Raw genomic sequence first — 20,254 nt, forward strand, 5'->3', positions numbered from 1 at the left:
GAGCGGATGCATCTCGAACTGAGACACTACGCTTTTTAGAGCAGTTTACAGTTGTTTCGACGCCCAGAAGTCGAGGCGGCGGTCACGCAGATCGCGGACAGATTTGAGCCGCTCTTTTTCCACGGAGCGGATCATTCCGGAAAGAATGCGGCCCGGCAGTGCGGGCCCGGCATAGATCATGCCGGTATAGAGCTGGACGAGATCGGCGCCGGCGCGGATCTTTTCCAGCGCCGTCTCACTGGAATCGACACCGCCGACGCCGATGATGGCGCGGTCCGGGCCAAGCAGTTTGCGCATCTTGGCCAGCACGATGGTCGAGCGCTCGAATAGCGGTTTTCCCGAAAGCCCTCCGGTCTCGCCGGCAAGGCCGGCGCTGCGCAGGCCAGTCCGCGCAATCGTCGTGTTGGAAACGATGACGCCGTCTATTGCCTTGTCGGTGACCTCGGCGGCGATATCCTCGAGCTCGGCCTCGACCAGGTCCGGCGCGATCTTGAGGAAGACCGGCGGCTGCGCGGCCGCTGCCGCCCGTGCGGCCATGACGCGCGACAAGAGCTCGCCGAGCTGCTGGCGCGCCTGCATGTTGCGCAGGCCGGGCGTGTTCGGCGAGGAGATGTTGACCGTCAGATAGGTCGCGTATGGCGCAAACCTGATAACGCCGCGTTCATAGTCACCGACGCGGTCGGCGCTGTCCTTGTTGGCGCCGATATTGACGCCGACGATGCCGGCGCGGCCCTTGCGGGCGGCAAGCCGTTTCTCGGCGCCTTCGTGACCCTCATTGTTGAAGCCCAGCCGATTGATCACCGCTTCGTCCGATGTCAGCCGGAAAATGCGCGGCTTCGGGTTGCCGGCCTGCGGCAGCGGCGTGATCGTGCCGACCTCGGCAAAGCCGAAGCCGAGGCCAAGCAGGGCATCGGGAACCTCGGCGTTCTTGTCGTAGCCGGCAGCCATGCCGAGCGGATTGGGGAAATCGATACCGCAGATGCTGACTTTCAGCCTATCGTCGCGCACCGGTCGCCCGGCCACCGGCAGCCCGCATTTCAGTGCGGCGATCGACAGGCCGTGGGCGGCTTCCGGATCGAATGCGAACAGGAGCCTCTGGCCGAGCCGGTCAAGCACGCTCATTCGGCCTCCAGCGCCGGGAATTGGTGGAGGCCATCGGCGCCCAGCGGCAACGGTTGCACCCAGACGACGGCCTTCAGGTCGAGCGGGCCGTAAAGATGCGGGAACAGCGCGCCGCCGCGCGAAACCTCGTATTTCAGCGCATCACCCAGTTTGGCTCCATCGATCGCGACCAGCAACAGCCCGGTCTGTCCGACGAAGTGTTTTGCAGCCGTTTCCCTGGCCTGCCCGGCGGTGGAAAAATGGATGAAGCCGTCGGCGACGTCGATCGGCGCACCGGTGAAGCGGCCATTTCTTTCGGCCTCGCGCCACAGCGGTTCGGGTACTATCTTGTAGATAATCTGAGACATGATTGCGCTATAGTCCGAACCAACCATGCGGGGAAGGGTGCGCCAGAGTTCTTCCCCATTTCCGGCGCAAACATGCGATAAATTGCGCTACTGGCCCATGGAGGACAATATGCGTCCGCAGCACGTCTTAATCCCCGCAGCGCTCGTCTCGCTCGTCGCGGCGTCGGCCTTTTCCGAGGAAGCGAACCGCTACCGGCTGGAAAAATCGGCCACCGGCTATGTCCGCATGGACACGCAGACCGGTGCGATGTCGATCTGCGAGGAGCGGGCCGGCCAGCTCGTCTGCAAGATGGCGGCCGATGAACGCGCCGCCTTCCAGGACGAGGTCGACCGGCTGCAAAATTCGGTGAAGGCGCTCGACGAGCGCGTCGTCAAGCTCGAGAACTCGCTGGCCGCCCGGTTTGAGTCGACGTTGCCCAGCGAAGAGGATTTCAACAAGACGATGAGCTACATGGAGCGCTTCCTGCGCGGCTTCATGGGTATCGTCAAGGACATGGAAAAGGACAGCGGCGAAGATGGCGCCAAACCCAATTCGCAAAAAACCTGAGCACCGGTCAACCCGGCGCATAGTCTTGCCGCTTGAAAATGGCTGATATCGCCGCATAATCGTCGACTGATCCCGTAAGAAGCAGACAATCATCAATGGGATTCGGGGAGGGCCATGTGCCGTCAGGCTACACTTTCGTCATTGCCGACGACCATCCGCTTTTTCGCGGCGCGCTGAGAGAGGCGCTTGCCGGCATCGGCAACGTCGCCGGCATTCACGAGGCCGGCGATTTCGAAAGCGCCAAGGCGCTGGTCGTGGCCAATGAGGAAGTCGATCTGGTGCTGCTCGACCTGTCGATGCCGGGCGCGAGCGGCCTTTCCGGTCTGATCTCGCTGCGCGGCATCCATCCGACGGTGCCGCTGGTGGTGGTATCGGCGCATGATGACCCGGTGACCATCCGGCGCGCGCTCGATCTCGGCGCTTCGGGTTTCATCTCCAAATCGGCCAGCATGGAGGAGATCCGCAGCGCTGTGCAGTCGGTGCTTGCCGGCGACATCGCTGCGCCCACCGGCATCGATCTCGGCGTCGAGCGCGATCCCGAGATCTCCGATCTGATCAAGCGGCTGCAAACGCTGACGCCGCAGCAGACGCGCGTGCTCGGCATGCTGGCCGAAGGGCTGCTCAACAAGCAGATCGCCTACGAACTCGGTGTCTCCGAAGCGACGATCAAGGCGCATGTCTCAGCCATTTTGCAGAAGCTTGGCGTCGACAGCCGCACCCAGGCGGTGATCCTGCTGTCCAAGATCGGCAGCGACCCGCTGCCGGCAGCCATCTGACCTCGGCACCCGGGGTCAACAAAATGTTGTGATCGTTACTCGGCCGCCGACGCCAGTGGCCTTACCCTGGCCATCATCGAGCGCAGCACCGCCGGTTTGAGCGGCTTGTTGATCACCGGCACGTCGAGCCTGGCGGCGGTGGCGCGCACCTCGCTCGATCGGTCGGCAGTGACCAGAACGGCCGGCATGTCCTGGCCGTGGATCGCGCGCAGTTTAGCGATCATTTCGAGACCGGTCTCGCCGTCGAGATGGTAGTCGGCAAGCACGATGTCGGGGCGATGCATGACGGATCTCCCGAGATCCTCAGAGCCGGAAAATGTGTCGACGCTGCAGCCCCAGCCTTCGAGCAGCAGCCGCATGCCGTCGAGGATGCGGGCGTCGTTGTCGATGCAGAGCACGCGGAGCCCGGCAAGCGAAGCTGCGGTGCGGACCGACGCTTTCGCCACGATCTCGCGGCGTGGCTCCTGCGCTGCCGCGACCGGCAGGATGACGGAAAAGCGCGTGCCTTTGCCCGGGTTCGAAAAGATCCGGATTTCGAGGCGCAAGACGCGAGCGATGCGGTCGACGATCGAGAGGCCGAGGCCGAGGCCTTCGGCCTCGCGCGCACCCTCGTCGAGCCGGGTGAATTCGCGGAAGACCGTGTTCAGCTTGTCGCCGGCAATGCCGATGCCGGTATCGATCACCTGTATCTCGACCAGTTCGCCGCGCCGCCGCACCCCGACCAGGACGTGGCCGCGGCGCGTGTATTTGACGGCGTTGGATACGAGGTTCTGGATCAGGCGGCGTAGGAGATTGCGATCCGTCATCACGCTGAGCGACGACGGCACGATCGTCAGGCCGAGCTTCCTCTCGGCGGCAAGCGGCTGGAAGTCGTTGCCGATCTGTCGCAGCAGCTCGTCCAAGCTGAAGACGGTGTCGTCCGGTTTCATCGCGCCGGCATCGAGGCGCGAGATATCGAGCACCGCGCCGAGAATGGTCTCGACCGATTCCAGCGAGGATTCGATGTTGATCGCCGCCTTGCCGGCCCGCCCCTTGCCGGCCTTTTCGATCAGCGACGAGCAATAGAGGCGGGCGGCGTTCAGGGGCTGCAGGATGTCGTGGCCGGCGGCAGCAAGGAAGCGCGTCTTGCCGAGATTGGCCTCCTCGGCCAGCATCTGCGCCTGTGCCAGCTCCTCGTTGACGCGGGTCAGTTCGACGGTGCGGTCCTTGACGCGCTGTTCCAGCGATTCATTGGCGCGCTTGAGCGCCAGATCCTGCTCGACGCGTCCGGAGATGTCGGCATAGGTGGCGACGATGCCGCCGTCCGGCATCGGATTGGAACGCAACTCCAGGATGCGGCCGCTGGTCTTCAGCTCCATCTGCCAGGGGCTGACGAAACTGGTGAGGCGGTTGAGCATCGCCACCCTCTGGTCGGCCGGAATGTCGCCGCGCTCGGCAAGGTAGCGCAGGATGCGATCGAGCGAGACGCCGACCTGGCCCATCTCGTCGGGCAGGTCGAACAGCGCCCGATACTGGCGGTTCCAGCAGATCAGCCGGAAATCCCTGTCGAAGACGGTAATGCCCTGTTCCATCTGGTCGAGCGCGATCTGCAACAGGTCACGATTGTGCTGCAGCGCCTCGGTGGCGTCGTCGAGCAGGCGGAAGGCATCCTTGGATTCGCGGTCGTTGCGGCGCAGCAGCAGCGACAGGATCAGCCGCGCCGAGGAGGAGCCGACGGCACTCGCCAGAAGCTGCTCGGAGAAGCGGATGACGTCCATGCTGGCCTGCTCGTTGCCGTGCAACGAAACGCCACTGCTCTCTTCGAACGTCTGAAAGGACCGCTCGGTACGTTCGACGCCAAGATAACGCGCGATCGTGTCCTTGAGGCCATTGACGGTGACGGTGGTGCGGAAGCGGCGCAGGCTGGGCATCGGGCTCGCCTCGCGCGGCACGAAGATCGACGCCTGGATGCGTTCCAGCGGCACCGACGCGCGCGACAGCGAGCCGAGCACGAAGAACAGGGTGTTGATCGACAGGCTCCACAAGACGCCATGGTTCAGCGGCTCGGCGACGGTGCCGAACAGTGCCTGCGGCCGCAACGCTTCGAAACCGAATAGGCCGTGCACGACGATGCCGGTATCGGAGGCGACGAGCGACGGAAGCAGCAGCGTGTAGCCCCAGACGACGATGCCGGCGACCATGCCGAGTGCAGCACCCCTGCCGTTGGCGCCGCGCCAGATCAAACCGCCGATCAATGCCGGCGCGAACTGCGCGATCGCGGCGAAGGACATCAGGCCGATCGAGGAGAGCCGCGCGCTGTCGGTGCTCTCGCGATAGTAGAGGAAGGCGATGAACAGCATGATGAAGATCGCCGCCCGCCGCACGTTGAGGATGAGCGCCGACCAGTCCTCGTTCTCGGAAGTCGTGGTCCTGAGCAGGCGGCGCACGAACAGCGGAATGACGAGGTCGTTGGAGATCATGATCGACAGCGCGACGCTTTCGACAATCACCATTGCGGTCGCCGCGGACAGGCCGCCGATGAAGGCCGCCATCGCCAGCAAATCGTGGCCGCTGAGCAGCGGCAGCGACAAGACGTAGAGGTCGCTGCTGGTCCTGGTGCCGACCAGCGCCAGGCCGGCGAGCGCGATCGGCAGCACAAAAAGGTTGATCGCCACCAGATAGAGCGGAAACACCCATGTCGCGGTGCGCAGCTCGGCCTCGCTGCGGTTTTCGACGATGGTGACGTAGAACTGGCGCGGCAGCATGATGATGGCGAAACCGCTCAAACACGTCAGCACCAGCCAGGTTGCGAGCGACGTCCTGTAGCCCATCGCTTGCTGAACTTGCGGATTCTCCGCGAGCTTGTCGACCATATCGCCTGGGCCGCCGAAGATCAGGAAGATCACCAGCAGGCCGATCGCCAGGAAGGCGGCCAGCTTGACCACGGTTTCGACCGCCACCGCCAGCACCAGCCCGTCCTGGTGCTCGGTGGCGTCGGCGTGGCGCGTGCCGAACAGCACTGCAAACAGCGCAAGCAGCATGGCAACGACCAGCGAGATGTCACTGACGAAAGGATCGAAGGAGGGTGGCGAGCCGGTATAATGCTCGACCATCAGGCTGACCGAGCCGGAAATCGCCTTCAACTGCAGCGCCATATAGGGCACCGCGCCGATCGTCGCGATCAGCGTGGCGATCGCCGCAACGGTAAAGCTCTTGCCGTAGCGGGCACCGAGGAAGTCGGCGATCGAGGTGATCTTCTCGGTCTTGGCCAGCCTGACGATGCGATGAAGCAGCGGAAAGCCGAACACGAATACCAGCACCGGTCCGGTATAGATGCCGAGGAACTCGAGGCCGCGCTCGGAGGAAAGGCCGACCGAACCGAAGAAGGTCCAGGATGTGCAGTAGATCGCCAGGCTGAGCGCATAGATGAAGGGGCGGGCCTGGCCAGGCCCGGATGCCGCCGAGCGCCGGTCGCCGAGGCTGGCGATGACGAACAGCAACGTCACATAGGCTATCGCGATGATGACGATGAACCAGCCCTGCACGGCTTGATAATCCTCCCTTACCGGTTTTGCATCCGGCCTGGCTGAGACGCAATCACAGCTTGGCGATCAAGTCCATCGCGGCTTTCGGCGCAGCATGGTTGCGGCTTCGGGAATTTGGCCGGTGGAAACCGGTCATTTGCCCATGCTGCAACCGCAGGTTTTTGCTATCTTGCCTGTGGGCCGGTGCCGAAAGGCGCGGTAGAGCGGCAGCACGGCCCCGTCATGACAAGGAGGGTGGAATGCTGAAAGAATTCCAGGAGTTCATTTCCAGGGGCAACGTGATGGACCTGGCCGTCGGCGTCATCATCGGCGCTGCCTTCGGCAGAATCGTCGATTCGCTGGTCAACGACATCATCATGCCGATCGTGGGCGCAATTTTGGGCGGACTGGACTTCAACAATTACTTCTTCGCGCTGTCCTCTGCCGTCAATGCCACGTCGCTGGCGGATGCCAAGAAACAGGGCGCCGTTTTCGCTTATGGCAGCTTTATCACCGTGGTGCTGAACTTCATCATTCTCGCCTTCATCATCTTCTTGATGGTCAAGGCGGTCAATAATCTGCGCAGGCGGCTAGAAGCTGAAAAGCCCGCCACCCCTGCCGCGCCGCCGGCCGATGTTGCGCTCCTCACCGAAATTCGCGATCTCCTCGCCAGGAAATAGCGCAGGGGCAAGATCTCTGGACCAAAACCCCGGTCGTTTTCGGCCGGGGTTTTCTATTTTCGCCTGTCGTAAAACACGCTAGCAGTCCAGAAGACGAAAACGGATCTATCCATGACCCTGATCGAGAATTTGCGCGCCGAGGCCCGGGCTGCGCCGGAAAGCGGCATTGTCGCCGTCATGAACCGCGGCCGCGACCGCGACGGCATGATCCCGCTCTGGGCCGGCGAGGGCGACCTGCCGACGCCCACCTTCATCACAGATGCCGCTTCCCGCGCGCTGGCCGGCGGCGAGACCTTCTATACCTGGCAGAAAGGCATCCCCGAGCTGAGGCAGGCGCTCGCCCGCTATTACGTCAGGCATTTCGGCAAGAGTTTCGCCGAGGAAGAATTCATCGTCACCGGTTCGGGCATGCACGCTATCCAGCTGGCGCTCGACGCGGTCGCCGGCAATGGCGACGAGGTCGTCTATCTGTCGCCGGCCTGGCCCAACTTCGCCGCTGCCGCCAGCCTGGCGGGCGCCATCCCGGTCGCTGTCACGCTCGACCAGTCCGGCAATGGCTGGTCCTGCGACGTCGACAAGATCGAGGCGGCGATCACGCCAAGGACGAAGGCGCTGTTCGTCAACACACCGTCCAACCCGACCGGCTGGACTGCCGACAGGGAGACGCTGCAGGCGATCCTCGACCTTGCCCGCGAAAGGGGCCTGTGGATCATCGCCGACGAGATCTATTTGCTGTTCCACTACGGCGACCGTCGCGCGCCGTCCTTCATCGACATCATGGCCGACGAGGATCGCATTCTGTTCGTCAACAGTTTTTCCAAGAACTGGGCGATGACCGGCTGGCGCGTCGGCTGGATCAAGACCCATCCTTCGCTGCAGCAGGTGTTCGAAAATCTGGTCCAGTATTCGACCTCGGGCGTTGCCCAGTTCATGCAGCGCGGCTCGGTCGTCGCCCTCGACGAAGGTGACGCCTTCATCGTCGAGCAGGTGGAGCGGGCGAGGGCGGCGCGTGACCTGGTCTGCGGCATCCTGGCTGCGACCGGCAGGGCACGCTTCACCGTGCCGCAAGGCGCGTTCTATCTGTTCTTCGCGATCGACGGCATCACCGATTCACGCGCCGCCGCCTTCGACATCGTCGATCGCGCCAGTGTCGGCCTGGCGCCCGGAACCGCCTTCGGCCCCGGCGGCGAGGCCTTCCTCAGGCTGTGCTTCCACCGCCGCCTCGACCAGCTCGAGGAAGCCGCGCACCGGCTGGCGAAGTGGATGAGAAGTGTTTGAGGGTGCCGGAGCCTGAGGCGACTTTCACCCGCCGGACTTCGGCACCAGCAACGGAATGACGCGGTCGCTTTCCCTCACGGCCGGCCGGCCCGCCGAGCCATAGGGTATGCCCAAAGCGTCCCAGGTCTCGACGAGAGCATCCTGAAGCTCCGCGATCAGGTGATCCGAATGGAACGGCGTCGGCGTGATGCGCAGCCGTTCGGTTCCGCGCGGCACGGTCGGGTAGTTGATCGGCTGGATGTAGATGCCGTGGACGCCGAGCAGGCGGTCGCTGGCCATCTTGCAGAGCTCGGGATCGCCGACGAGCAGCGGCACGATGTGGGTGGCGGAGTCCATCACCGGCAGGCCGGCGGCGGTAAGAACCTGCTTGGTTCGCGTCGCCTGACGCAGTTGCGCGTCGCGTTCGGCCTGCGAGCGCTTCAGATGGCGGATCGACGTGGTCGCCGCGGCGGCGATGGCCGGCGGCAGCGCCGTGGTGAAGATGAAGCCCGGCGCATAGGAGCGCACGGCATCGATCACGGCACTTGTGCCGGTGATATAGCCGCCGAGCGTGCCGAACGCCTTGGCCAGCGTGCCTTCGATGATGTCGATACGGTCGGCCAGCCCTTCACGCTCGGTGATGCCGCCGCCGCGCGGTCCATACATGCCAACGGCGTGGACCTCGTCGATATAGGTCATGGCATTGTAGCGCTCTGCGAGATCGACGATCTGCCTGATCGGCGCGATATCGCCGTCCATCGAATAGACGCTCTCGAAGACGATCAGCTTGGCGCGTTCGCGGCCCGCCGCCTGAAGCAGGCTTTCGAGATGGGCAACGTCATTGTGGCGGAAGATCTTCTTCTCGGCGCCCGAACGCCGCACGCCTTCGATCATCGAGGCGTGGTTTAGTTCGTCCGAGACGATCAGGCAGTTGGGCAGGAGCCGCGCAATGGTCGAGATCGAGGCTTCGTTGGAGACAAAGCCGGAGGTGAAGACGAGTGCGGCTTCCTTGTCGTGCAGGTCGGCCAGTTCCAGTTCAAGCTCGACCAGCGGGTTGCTGGTGCCGGAGATGTTGCGGGTGCCACCGGCGCCAGATCCCATCTTGCCGGCGGCATTCTGCATCGCCGCGATGACGTCTGGATGCTGGCCCATGCCGAGATAGTCGTTGGAGCACCAGACGGTGATTTCCTGGGCGCGGCCGTTGGCGCGCCAGATGGCGCGCGGGAATTTCCCCACGATGCGCTCGAGGTCGGCGAAGATGCGGTAGCGACGCTCTGCATGGAGCTGGTCGATCGCGTCTTCGAAGAAACGCTGATAGTTCATTTCGGCTTCCCAATTTTTGCGTGGGATCATAATCATTGCCCTATTCGACGTCCACTTGGCCTTTTTGGTCAAAATGCCACGCCCCAAGCCTGTTCCTAACGGCCACGGATCATGGCCTATTCCCTTGATGTGGATCAATTTTGTTTCAGGACGATGCCATGCGCCGATGAGACTGGTTACCGCAGACACTAATGGTACTAATGGCCTAGTGGCAGCCTTTCCAGTAAGGCGGGTGTTGAGACAGTTTCCGATAAATCTTGAGCAGCGAGGACGCGGATGACGGTTTTGGTGACAGGCGGCGCCGGCTATATCGGCAGCCACATGGTCTGGGAGCTGCTGGACGCGGGCGAAAGCGTCGTCGTCCTCGACCGGCTTTCGACCGGCTTCGAGTGGGCGGTGGCGCCCGAGGCAAAGCTCGTCGTCGGCGATGTCGCCGACAAGGATCTGGTCGGCGGGATCATTCGCGACAACAAGGTCGACGCGATCATCCATTTCGCCGGCTCCATCGTGGTTCCCGAATCGGTCGCCGACCCGCTCGGCTATTACGAGAACAACACCTGCAAGACCCGCACGCTGATCGAGACCGCGGTGCGCGAAGGCGTGCCCAATTTCATCTTTTCCTCGACCGCCGCCGTCTATGGCGGCGCCGGGCTGGAGCCGGTGCGCGAGGATGCCCGACTTGCGCCGGAATCACCCTACGGCCTGTCCAAGCTGATGAGCGAATGGATGCTGCGTGACGCCGCAATCGCCCATGGCTTGCGCTATACGGCGTTGCGCTATTTCAACGTCGCCGGCGCCGATCCGAAGGGCCGCACCGGCCAGTCGACGCCGGGCGCCACGCATCTGATCAAGGTCGCCGCCGAGACGGCGATCGGCAAGCGTCCCTTCATGCAGGTGTTCGGCACCGACTATCCGACACCGGACGGCACCTGCATGCGCGACTACATCCATGTCAGCGATCTGGCGGCCGCGCATCGGCTGGCGCTGGAGCGGCTGCGCGCCGGCGGGACGAGCCTCGTCGCCAATTGCGGCTACAGCCACGGCTATTCGGTGCTTGAGGTGATCGACAGCGTGCGCCGCGTCTTTGGCCATGATTTCGAGGTGCGGATGGGCGAGCGCCGTCCGGGCGACGCCGCTGCGGTGGTTGCCAATTCGGAGTTGGCGCGCCGCGAGCTCGGCTGGACCCCGCAGCGCGACGACCTCGACCGGATCGTCGCCGACGCGCTGGCCTGGGAGCGCATTCTGACCAGCAAGAATTCGTCGCGGGGCTGAGACCGGGTTCTTAGGCTCGAAGCGTGGGCGCATTTGGCCGCGTGAGACTTTTGGGGGCGGCATGAGAATATTGGTGCTCGGAGCTGGCGTCGTCGGCACGGCGGCCGCCTACTATCTGGCGAGCGACGGCCACGAGGTGACCGTGATCGAGCGCCACCCTGCGGCGGCGCGCGGCACCAGCCAATCGAATGCCGGGCTGGTGTCGCCAGGCGACGCCACCGCCTGGGCCTCGCCCGCTGCGCTGAAGACGTTCCTGCGCGCGCTTTACAACCATGATCTCGGCATCAAGGTGCGGCTGCGCTTCGATCCCTATTTCTTTGCCTGGAGTCTGCGCTTCCTGCGCCAGTGCACGCAAGCGCGCTTGCGCGCCAACACCGACATCAAGCTGCGCCTTGCGCTCTATTCGCGCGACTGCATCAACGCCATCTCGGCCGACACCGGCATTCACTATGACGAGCGCAAGAAGGGCATTCTCTATTTCTTCCGCTCGCAGCAGAGTTTTGATAGCGGCACCGACAATTACCGCTATCTCGCCCAACACGGTCTGCCGATCGAGATCGTCGGCCGCGATCGGCTGGTCGAGCTCGAGCCCGGCCTTGCCGGGGCCAAGGACAGAATAGCCGGCGGCGTCTATTCGCCGATCGACCAGACCGGCGATTCCAGCCAATTCACCCAAAACCTCGCTGCCTATGCCGCCGAGAAACTCGGCGTTCAATTTCTCTACGGCACGTCAGTCGAAGGCCTCGACATCGAAGGCGATCGGATACGTGCGGTGATGACCTCGACCGGCCCGGTCGCCGGCGACGCCGTGGTCATATCGATGGGACCGGAAAGCGGGCTGCTCGGTCGCCGTTACGGCATCGATCTGCCGGTCTATCCGGTCAAGGGTTACACCGCGACCGTGCCGCTGGAGGACGAGAGCAAGGGGCCGACCATGGGCGGCGCCGATGAGGATCAGCTCATTGGCTATTCGCGGCTGGGCAATCGGCTGCGGCTTGCTTCGACCGCCGAATTCACCGGCTTCGACCGCACCCACAAGCCGAGCGATTTCGCCGCCATGTTCAGGACCGGCAAGGAGCTTTTCCCGGGTGCCTTCGATGAGAAAAAGGCCGAGCTCTGGGCCGGCTTGCGACCGATGATGCCGAACTCGGTGCCGGTCATCGGCCGGGCGCGCTACAGCAACCTCTACCTCGATACCGGCCACGGCCATGTCGGCTGGACCATGGCCTGCGGCTCCGGAAAATTCCTCGCCGATCTGGTCGCCGGCCGTAACCCGGAGATCGACCCGCAAGGGCTGGTCTACAGGGGCTAAAATGTCGGGACCGCAAGTCGCCATCGACCTTGGCCGCATCGAGCGCAATGCGCGCACCATCGTCGATCGCTGCGCCCTGTCCGGCATCAAGGTCTTCGGCGTCACCAAGGGCACTTGCGGTATGCCGCAGGTAGCCCGCGCCATGCTGCGCGGCGGCGTCGCCGGCATCGCCGAATCGCGCTTCGAAAACATCCGCCGGCTGCGCGACAGCGGCATCAATGCGCCGATCATGCTGCTGCGCAGCCCGCCGATGGCGCGCATCGAGGAGGTGGTGCGCACCGTCGACATCAGCCTGCAGTCTGAACTCGCCGCCATCCGCGAGCTATCGCGCATCGCCGAGCGCATGGGCCGCGTTCACGACATCTTGCTGATGATCGATCTCGGCGATCTCAGGGAAGGCATCTGGCCGAACGATCTCGTGCCCACTGTCGAGCAGATACTAGCGCTCAGGGGCGTGCGTATCGCCGGCATCGGCACCAATCTTGGCTGCTTCGGCGCCATCATGCCGACCGAGGAAAATCTCGGGCAACTCGTCGCCCACGCCTACAAGACCGAGCGGCTGTCCAGTACAAGGCTCGACTGGATTTCCGGCGGAGCGTCATCGTCGCTGACGCTGCTGCTGGAAGGCAAGCTGCCCGCCGGCATCAACAATCTGCGCGTCGGCGAGGCGATATTGCAAGGCGGCGTCGAAACCTTCCGCGAGACGCCGTGGGCCGAACTCGAACCCGATGCCTGCCGCCTGACCAGCGACATCATCGAGGTCAAGCTAAAGCCGTCGCGGCCGATCGGCCAATCCGGCTACGACGCTTTCGGCAACCAGCCAGTGTTTCCCGACGAGGGCGACAGGTTGCGTGCCATCGCCAATATCGGCCGCGAGGACGTGTTGATCGAAGGGCTCACCCCGATCGCCAAGGGTGTGCGGGTGCTCGGCGCCTCCAGTGACCATCTGCTGCTCGACGTGACCGACGCCGAGCCGCCACCCGCCGTCGGCGACCGTGTCGCCTTCCGTATGAGCTATGGCGCCATGCTGCTGGCGATGACCTCGGAATATGTCGAAAAGGCCCCGATGCACGACATCAAGGATTTTTCCGGCCGCAAGATGGTGTCGATATCAGCCGAACCGGCTGCCGCCGGCATACTGGCCCGGGAAGCGACCGGCGCCCGGCTGGAGGCGATGAATTTCGATGTGGTCGAACTGGCCGATATCGAGCGGCCACCGTCCGGCCTGATCCGGCTAACCGCCGGTAGTGACCGGCGCGTCGCCCACAGAGCGCTGACGACGACCGCGCGGGCGACACACTCCTTCGGTTTGATATGGATAGATTCCATCGCCGCCTTGATGCCCGAGGGCGAGGACGGCATCGACCTGCCGGAACGTTCGGTGCTGGCGCGGGCGCTCGGTCTCGATCATAAGCCCGGTGCGCTGCAGCCGCAGCTGTCGCCGGAAAACGTCGTCATCGTCGGTTTGCGCCATGCCGATCCGGCCGAGGCTCGGGTACTGAAGGATTCGCGCGTCTCCGCCTTCACCATGACAGATATCGACGCCATGGGCATGCGCGACCTGATGCACGAGGCGATCCGCATCGCCACCTCCGGCACGCAGGGCTTCCATGTCAGCTATTCGCCTGAGGTGACCGAATTCGCCGGTTGGGCGGCTGGCTCCGGCGGCATCACTGTGCGCGAAACGCATCAGGCGATGGAGGCGATCGCGCTGTCCGGCGGGCTGTTGTCGATGGATGTTTCCGGCCTGACCGCCGATTTGGAATCGCGGATTGCGACAGACACCGTCAACTTCGTCATGTCGGCTTTCGGCAAGCGGATTTTGTGATCAGCCTCGCGCCTCGACCGCCGCACGCCACGAGCGCGCATAGTTTGCCCAGGCTGGACCGGCTGGCAGTTCGATCCTTTCGCCTTTGCCTTGGACCGTTCTTTGGTCGGACGCCAGCAAGGCAGCGCCGATGCTGGTGCCGGTCGCTGCCTCGGACGCAATGACGGCACGCGCCGTTGCTGCCGCCAGCATGCTGACAAAAAGCCGGTTGCGGGCGAATGGGCCTTCGACGATAGCAGGGCCGTCGGCGCCGATCAGATCGAGGCACGTCGCGGTCATCAGCGCCAGGTAGAAAGAGATGGCGGCAAAGCGCTGGCCGCTGTTGATGCCGTCGGCGTTGAGCCATGCGGCAGTGTGGTGCGGAAACGGCCCCGAACCCTGTTGCGTTGCCGGCAGCAGCAGAGCTGTCCTGGCGAACACCGCCTCAACATCCTCTTCGCTCCAGTCTTCCGGTTGACCTTCGGTCAGCAGCGAAAACTCGCGGCCGCCCATGAAGCGCGCCGACGGCACCGGATCGCCGAGCGCATTGACGTTGACCAATGTGTCGCGTGCCGGGTCGAGCGCGATCTTGTTGCCACCGACGGCCATCGACACCACCCAGGTGCCGGTCGAGACGACGGAGAAAGGCGGTCTGTCCGACAGGAGATGCGGCAGCAGCGAGGCGTTGGAATCGTGCAGACCGCAGAATACCGGCGTCTGCGGATCGAGCCCGGTTAGCTTGGCAAGGGCGGGCAAGATCGGGCCGAGGCGGTGCTTCGCCGGCCGCACCGTGGCCATCAGGCGGCGCCATTCCATTTTGTCGACCAGCGACGAAAAATCCGCTTTCCATGGGCTCCACAGATCCGTGTGGCAGCCAAGCGAGGTCACTTCATTGGCGGCGACACCGGTCAGCCGCAACGCCCAGTACTGCGGGTACATCAGGATCGCGGCGGCCTTGGCGAACTCCGCCGGGAAGCGCTTCTGCTGCCAGAACAACTGCGCGGCGAGATTGAGACCGACCGGCAGGCGCGGCGTGCCCGTCTCCGTGAAGGCCGGACGCATCGCGTCATAGTCCTTGGCGAGGGCGTCGGGCCCGGTGAATTCATAGTCGAGCACCGGCAGCGCCAGTTCACCGGCAGCGTCCACCAGCACGCCCGTCGCGCCGTGGGTGGTGATCGATATCGCGTCGATGCGCTGTTCGCGATTGATCCCGGCGAGGCTGTCGAGGATGAACGACCACAGAAGCTCGACATCGTGGTGTGGGTAGGGACCGTCGGCAACGGGCGCGTTCGCCATGCGGCGCAGCGCGACCTCGCGCATATCGGCGAGATCGACCAGCGCCACCTTGGCGTTGGTCTTGCCGATATCGATGACGGCAATGTGGCGGGTCATTCCATATGGAACATTGTTTCCAGCGGCACTGCCACCGGTTCGTTATCAGGCCTGGTCTCCATGATGTCGGCCATCTCGGCCCACCAACGCTGCATCACCGGGTGCTTCGGCAATTCGTCCATGCCATGGCCGTCACGCCGCCACAGCACGCCGAACAAGGTGTTGGTCTCTTCGTCGAGATGGATCGAATAATCGGAAACGCCGGCCTGTTTGAGCAGTGTGACCAGCGACGGCCAGATGTCGTCGTGGCGCCTTTTGTATTCGGCCTTCATGCCCGGATTGAGCTTCATCTTGAACGCGTATTTCTCGGGCATCAGGTGAAGCGCTCCCGCCGCACGCGCCGCCAGATGATCGGCAGCGCGATGACGATGATCAGCAGCAGGCCGATGAAGATCGACATGACGATGCCGGGCACGTTGAGCAGCCCCAAGCCGAAGGTCACCAGCCCCATGATGAAGGCGGCCAGCACCACGCCCACAATGCTGCCGGCGCCGCCCAGGATGCTGACGCCGCCGAGCACCACCATGGTGATGACCTCCAGTTCGTAGCCTTGCGCGATCGACGGCCGGGTCGAGCCGAGGCGCGAGGTGATCAGCACCGAGGCGATGCCCGCCATCAGGCCGGTCAGGCAAAACAGGATGAACTTGATGCGGCCGACGCGCACGCCGGAAAACTGCGCCGCAACCGGGTTGTTGCCAATGGCGAAGACGCGGCGGCCGAAGCTCGTCCGGTGCAGCAGGAACCAGTAGATGACGGCCGCGACGAGGAAAAGCGTCAGTTCGAACGACACCACCCACCAGACATAGCCCTGGCCGAAAAAGGCGAAGCTCGAGGGATAGCCCTTGTAGGCCTGGTCGCCGAGGACGATGAAGGCGATGCCACGAAACAGGCTCATCGTGCCGATGGTGACGACGATCGACGGCAATCCCAGCCTTGTGACGAGCAGCCCGTTGAAGGCGCCGCAGCCGAGCCCGACCAGGATGCCGATCGCCACCAGCACCGGCGTGCCGGCGCCAGCCTGCACCGCCATGCCCATCATCGTCGAAGCTAATGCAATGATGGCGGCGACCGATAGGTCGATCTCGCCGGAAATGATCAGCAGCGCCATGGCGAGCGCGATCAGCGCCTTTTCGGTGAAGTTGAAGGTCAGGTCCGACAGCGACCACGCGTCGAGGAAATAGGGCGAGGCAAAGCTGTTGACGGCAAAGATGGCGACCGCCACGGCAACCAGCAGCGCCTCCCAGGAGAAGATCGCCGAAGTGAATGGCTTGTCGAGCCGGTCGGGAATGTGGCGTGGAGCAGGAGTGTCGGTCATGCCGCTTCCGCCTTTTTGAGGATGATGCGGCCTTGCCGGCGTTCACCGCGCGCGTTGAGCACCACGGCCAGGATGATGGCGCTGCCCGAAATTGCCATCTGCCAGAAGGGCGAGATGTTGATGACCGGCAGCGCGTTGGAGATGATGCCGAGGAACAGCGCACCGAGAACCGCGCCGCCGACCGAGCCGATGCCGCCGGCGATCGAGATGCCGCCGATGACGCAGGCGGCGATGATGTTGAGCTCGTAGCCATTGGCGACCTCGACCGAGGCGATGACGTAGCGCGAGATCCAGAGATAACCGCAGAGACCGCCGACCATCCCCGAGATACAGAAGACGATGAACTTGGTCCGGCCGACATCAATGCCGGCATAGACCGATGCCGTCGGGTTGACGCCGATGGCGTAGATCGAGCGGCCGAGCGCGGTGCGCGTCATCAAGAGAAAGAACAGGGCGATGACCAGTATGGCGATCCACGACAGGACGGGAATGCCGAGGAAAGCCGCGCGCTGCAGGCCGATGAAATCAGGGCTCATCTGGTCGGCATTGACCCAGGCGCCGCCTGAAATGACGAAGGTGGCGCCGCGGTAGATGGTGAGCGTCCCGAGCGTCACCACGATCGAGGGAATGTTCAGCCGCCACACCAAAAACCCGTTGATCGCGCCGAGCACCAGTCCGACTAGAAGTGCGATGACGATCAGCAGCGGGATCGGGATTGCCGGATGCGCGGCGTTCAGCATCGCCACCACCATGCCGGTGAAGCAGAGGTTCGAGGCCATCGACAGGTCGATCGAGCGGGTCAGGATCACCACCATCTGACCCAGCGCCAGGATCATCAGGATCGAGGTGTCGTTGAACACCTGGCGCAGATTGCCGGGAGCGGCAAAGCCCGGAAAGCGCATCGAGATCAGCCCGATCAGCAAGACGATGGCCGCGAGCAGCCAGACTTCGCGATACTTCAGAAAAGCCTTCATGCCGCGATCCCCGCTGCCGTCTTGACCAGCGTTTCCGCGTCGAGCCCCTTGTTGTCGTATACCGAAGCGATGCGCCCCTCGCGCATGACGACGACCCGGTCGGACATGCCGAGGATTTCGGGCAGTTCGGACGACACCATGATCACCGACAGGCCTTGCGCGACGAGCTCGGCCATAAAGCCGTGCACGGCCGCCTTGGAACCGATGTCGATGCCTTTGGTCGGCTCGTCGAGGATGATCACCTTCGGCGCGGTCGCCAGCCATTTGGCGATGACGATCTTCTGCTGGTTGCCGCCCGACAGCGTGCCGACGTCCTGGCTCAGCGAAGAGGCGCGCAGGTCGAGCCGCTCGGTGTAGGAGCGGGCCAGCGCGAACTCCTCCGCCAGCCGCAGCATGCCCGATTTGGATGTGCGCTTGAGTGAGGGCAGCGAGATATTCTGGAAGATCGGCAGGCCGATCACCACGCCTTGCTTGCCGCGTTCTTCCGGCACGTAGACGATGCCGGCGTCGATCGAATCCGCCGCCGATTTCGGCGCGATCTGTTTGCCTTCCAAGGCGATCGTGCCGCTGCTGGTGCGGGTGATGCCTGATATTGCCTGCATCACTTCGCTGCGGCCAGCGCCGACAAGGCCGTAGAAGCCGAGGATTTCGCCTCTGTGCAGCTCGAAGCCGATGTCGTCGAACTCGGTCGGATGCGACAGGCCGGAGACAGTGAGCACCGGCGCGCCGATCTCGGCCTTGCGTTGCGGAAAGATATGATCGACGGCGCGACCGACCATCATGCGCACGATCTGGCTCTGGCCGGCGTCCTTGATCAGGCCTTCGCCAACCATCTCGCCGTCGCGAAACACCGTATAGCGGTCGGCGATGCGGTAGATCTCGTCGAACTTGTGGCTGATGAACAGGATCGCCTTGCCTTCGCTCTTCAGGAATTCGACCAGCAAGAAGAGCTCCTCGATCTCCTTCAGCGAAAGCGCTGCGGTCGGCTCGTCCATGATGACGATCTGCGCATCGATCGACATGGCGCGGGCGACCGCCACTAGATGCTTGTTGGCGATGCCGAGATCCTTGAGGCGCGCGTCGGCGTCGATGTGGCCGGCACCCATGGTGTCCAGCACCTCGCGAGCATTCTTGCGCATGGTGCGCCAGTCGATCGTGCCGAAGCGCGACCGCGGCGCATGGCCGAGAAAGATGTTCTCGGCCACCGTCAGGTCGTCGAACAGCACGGTTTCCTGATGGATGGCGGTGATGCCGTGCCCGAAGGCGGCATGGGCGCTGGGCAGGGTGACGGCCTGGGCGTCGATACTGATGGTGCCTGCGTCGGGCTGGTAGATGCCGGTCATGATCTTGACCAGCGTCGACTTGCCGGCGCCGTTCTCGCCGATCAGCGCGGTGACTTGGCCGGGGTAGAGCGACAGGCTGACATCGTGCAGCGCGCGCACGCCGGGAAAACTCTTCGAAATGCCGGACAGGGTCAGGCGCGGAGCCGGAGCCAAAGGCTGCTCGGTCGTCGGGTTGAGTTGGGCTGTCGTGTCCATAGTCGTATCAAGCCCTGAAGCAAGGTTCGTTTGAAGGCGCGGCGGGACCTAAGGTCCCGCCGCACCGGCTTGAAGGGCTCCAGGATCAATAGATCTTGGAGAACTCTTCGATGTTCGACTTGTCGAACTTGAAGGGCGGAGCCATCGCGGCCGAGTTGGTATCGTCGAGCGTGACCTTGCCGACGCGGCCGATCGACAGCGTGGCACCCGGCTTGGCTTCCTCCTTCTTCACCGCCAAATCATGGGCGAGGTAGACGGCCGAGTAACCGAGGTCGATCGGGTTCCACAGCGCAACCGCTTGGCTGGCGCCATTGTCGATGAACTTCTTGAACTCCGACGGCAGCGCCAGGCCGGTGACGTTGACCTTGCCGATCAGGTTCGCGTCGGTCACCACCTGGGCGGCGGCGACAACGCCGACCGTGGTCGGTGCGATGATCGCCTTGAGGTTCGGATAGGACTTCAAAAGGCCCTTGGCCTCGTCCGTGCTCTTGGCCGAGTCGTCGTCGCCATAGACGGTGGCGACGACGTTGATCTTCGGGAATTTCTCCGGCAGCACCTTCTTGGCCGCGTCGATCCAGGCGTTCTGGTTGGTCGCGGTCGACGAAGCCGACAGGATGGCGACATCGCCGCCTTCCGGCAGGTAGTCGGCGGCAAGCTTGATGATGGTCTCGCCGATCAGGTTGGTGTCCGACGGGTTGAGGTGGAGCTGGCGGCCTTCCGGAGCGACGCCAGAATCCCACGAGATGACGGTGATCCCGCGATCCATCGCCTTCTTCAGCGCCGGAACCAGCGCGTCGGCGTCATTGGCCGAAATGGCGATGGCGTTGACCTTCTGGGCGATCAGCGAATTGATCACTTCGATCTGCGCTTCGGCGGTCGCCTTGGTCGGGCCGGTGTAGATGATGTCGACGCCGCCGAGTTCCTTGGCCGCCTCTTCGGCGCCCTTGTTGGCGGCATCGAAGAAGCCGTTGCCGAGCGACTTGACCACCAGCGCGATCTTGACGTTCTCGGCATAGGCGGCATTCACGAACATGGCGGCCGAAAACGCCGCCGTAACCATCAATTTCCTAAGAAAGCTCATCGAATATC

Annotated in this window: 17 protein-coding genes; 7 read left to right on the top strand and 10 right to left on the bottom strand. The window is 63.7% G+C overall.

The features are described from left to right. Positions 1-45: 45 nt before the first annotated feature. Both EOC93_RS00545 and EOC93_RS00550 read right to left on the bottom strand, forming a co-directional pair. On the bottom strand, positions 46-1,122 hold the full coding sequence (locus tag EOC93_RS00545) for a quinone-dependent dihydroorotate dehydrogenase (protein ID WP_127203571.1): 1,077 nt from the start codon (positions 1,120-1,122) through the stop codon (positions 46-48). Beyond that, complete coding sequence (locus EOC93_RS00550; RefSeq protein WP_164758999.1) at positions 1,119-1,469, bottom strand: DUF952 domain-containing protein; 351 nt, start codon at positions 1,467-1,469, stop codon at positions 1,119-1,121. The genes EOC93_RS00545 and EOC93_RS00550 overlap by 4 nt, the downstream gene beginning before the upstream one ends. Positions 1,470-1,578: 109 nt before the next feature. Here EOC93_RS00550 and EOC93_RS00555 point away from each other — a divergent pair, with 109 nt between their 5' ends. Together EOC93_RS00555 and EOC93_RS00560 are read left to right on the top strand one after the other, a co-directional pair. Further along, positions 1,579-2,016: a hypothetical protein gene (locus EOC93_RS00555; protein ID WP_126103692.1), complete on the top strand. Its 438-nt coding sequence runs from the start codon at positions 1,579-1,581 to the stop codon at positions 2,014-2,016. A gap of 116 nt (positions 2,017-2,132) precedes the next feature. After that, positions 2,133-2,792 carry a response regulator transcription factor gene (locus tag EOC93_RS00560; protein WP_095488092.1) on the top strand — a complete coding sequence of 220 codons (660 nt, stop codon included), beginning with the start codon at positions 2,133-2,135 and terminating at the stop codon, positions 2,790-2,792. Positions 2,793-2,827: 35 nt separating this feature from the next. On the opposite strand, the gene EOC93_RS00565 is transcribed toward EOC93_RS00560, so the two are convergent. After that, on the bottom strand, positions 2,828-6,316 hold the full coding sequence (locus EOC93_RS00565; RefSeq protein ID WP_095488027.1) for a PAS domain-containing hybrid sensor histidine kinase/response regulator: 3,489 nt from the start codon (positions 6,314-6,316) through the stop codon (positions 2,828-2,830). Between the two features lie 239 nt (positions 6,317-6,555). On the opposite strand from EOC93_RS00565, the gene mscL reads away from it, so the two are divergent. Together mscL and EOC93_RS00575 are read left to right on the top strand one after the other, a co-directional pair. Further along, positions 6,556-6,975 carry a large conductance mechanosensitive channel protein MscL gene (mscL, locus tag EOC93_RS00570; protein WP_095488029.1) on the top strand — a complete coding sequence of 140 codons (420 nt, stop codon included), beginning with the start codon at positions 6,556-6,558 and terminating at the stop codon, positions 6,973-6,975. 111 nt (positions 6,976-7,086) lie between these two features. Further along, positions 7,087-8,253: a pyridoxal phosphate-dependent aminotransferase gene (locus tag EOC93_RS00575; RefSeq protein WP_127203572.1), complete on the top strand. Its 1,167-nt coding sequence runs from the start codon at positions 7,087-7,089 to the stop codon at positions 8,251-8,253. 24 nt (positions 8,254-8,277) lie between these two features. On the opposite strand, the gene hemA is transcribed toward EOC93_RS00575, so the two are convergent. After that, positions 8,278-9,555 (bottom strand): 5-aminolevulinate synthase, encoded by a 1,278-nt coding sequence (gene hemA / locus EOC93_RS00580; protein ID WP_095488094.1) that lies wholly within the window; start codon positions 9,553-9,555, stop codon positions 8,278-8,280. Between the two features lie 276 nt (positions 9,556-9,831). On the opposite strand from hemA, the gene galE reads away from it, so the two are divergent. From galE to EOC93_RS00595, 3 genes are all read left to right on the top strand, one after another. Beyond that, positions 9,832-10,827: a UDP-glucose 4-epimerase GalE gene (gene galE / locus EOC93_RS00585; RefSeq protein ID WP_095488033.1), complete on the top strand. Its 996-nt coding sequence runs from the start codon at positions 9,832-9,834 to the stop codon at positions 10,825-10,827. A gap of 61 nt (positions 10,828-10,888) precedes the next feature. After that, positions 10,889-12,139 (top strand): D-amino acid dehydrogenase, encoded by a 1,251-nt coding sequence (locus EOC93_RS00590; protein ID WP_095488035.1) that lies wholly within the window; start codon positions 10,889-10,891, stop codon positions 12,137-12,139. Position 12,140: 1 nt separating this feature from the next. Continuing rightward, positions 12,141-13,967 (top strand): alanine racemase, encoded by a 1,827-nt coding sequence (locus EOC93_RS00595; RefSeq protein ID WP_127203573.1) that lies wholly within the window; start codon positions 12,141-12,143, stop codon positions 13,965-13,967. Here EOC93_RS00595 and EOC93_RS00600 read toward each other — a convergent pair whose 3' ends face one another. From EOC93_RS00600 to rhaS, 6 genes are all read right to left on the bottom strand, one after another. Continuing rightward, the gene (locus EOC93_RS00600; protein ID WP_095488039.1) at positions 13,968-15,338 is read right to left on the bottom strand and encodes an FGGY-family carbohydrate kinase; all 1,371 of its coding nucleotides are present in this window, start codon (positions 15,336-15,338) and stop codon (positions 13,968-13,970) included. Then, positions 15,335-15,652 (bottom strand): L-rhamnose mutarotase, encoded by a 318-nt coding sequence (gene rhaM / locus EOC93_RS00605; RefSeq protein ID WP_095488041.1) that lies wholly within the window; start codon positions 15,650-15,652, stop codon positions 15,335-15,337. Before rhaM ends, EOC93_RS00600 begins: the two co-directional genes overlap by 4 nt. Further along, a complete protein-coding gene (locus EOC93_RS00610) occupies positions 15,652-16,653 on the bottom strand; it encodes an ABC transporter permease (RefSeq protein WP_095488043.1) in 1,002 nt (333 codons plus the stop codon). Before EOC93_RS00610 ends, rhaM begins: the two co-directional genes overlap by 1 nt. Then, positions 16,650-17,627 carry an ABC transporter permease gene (locus EOC93_RS00615; protein ID WP_095488045.1) on the bottom strand — a complete coding sequence of 326 codons (978 nt, stop codon included), beginning with the start codon at positions 17,625-17,627 and terminating at the stop codon, positions 16,650-16,652. The genes EOC93_RS00610 and EOC93_RS00615 overlap by 4 nt, the downstream gene beginning before the upstream one ends. Beyond that, the gene (locus EOC93_RS00620) at positions 17,624-19,165 is read right to left on the bottom strand and encodes a sugar ABC transporter ATP-binding protein (RefSeq protein ID WP_095488047.1); all 1,542 of its coding nucleotides are present in this window, start codon (positions 19,163-19,165) and stop codon (positions 17,624-17,626) included. The genes EOC93_RS00615 and EOC93_RS00620 overlap by 4 nt, the downstream gene beginning before the upstream one ends. Before the next feature lie 85 nt (positions 19,166-19,250). Continuing rightward, positions 19,251-20,246 (bottom strand): rhamnose ABC transporter substrate-binding protein, encoded by a 996-nt coding sequence (rhaS, locus tag EOC93_RS00625; RefSeq protein WP_095488049.1) that lies wholly within the window; start codon positions 20,244-20,246, stop codon positions 19,251-19,253. Between the last annotated feature and the right edge of the window lie 8 nt (positions 20,247-20,254).

Origin of the sequence: Mesorhizobium sp. M6A.T.Ce.TU.002.03.1.1 (assembly GCF_003997275.1) — a bacterium.
In the GTDB taxonomy this organism is placed as follows: Bacteria; Pseudomonadota; Alphaproteobacteria; order Rhizobiales; family Rhizobiaceae; genus Mesorhizobium; species Mesorhizobium mediterraneum.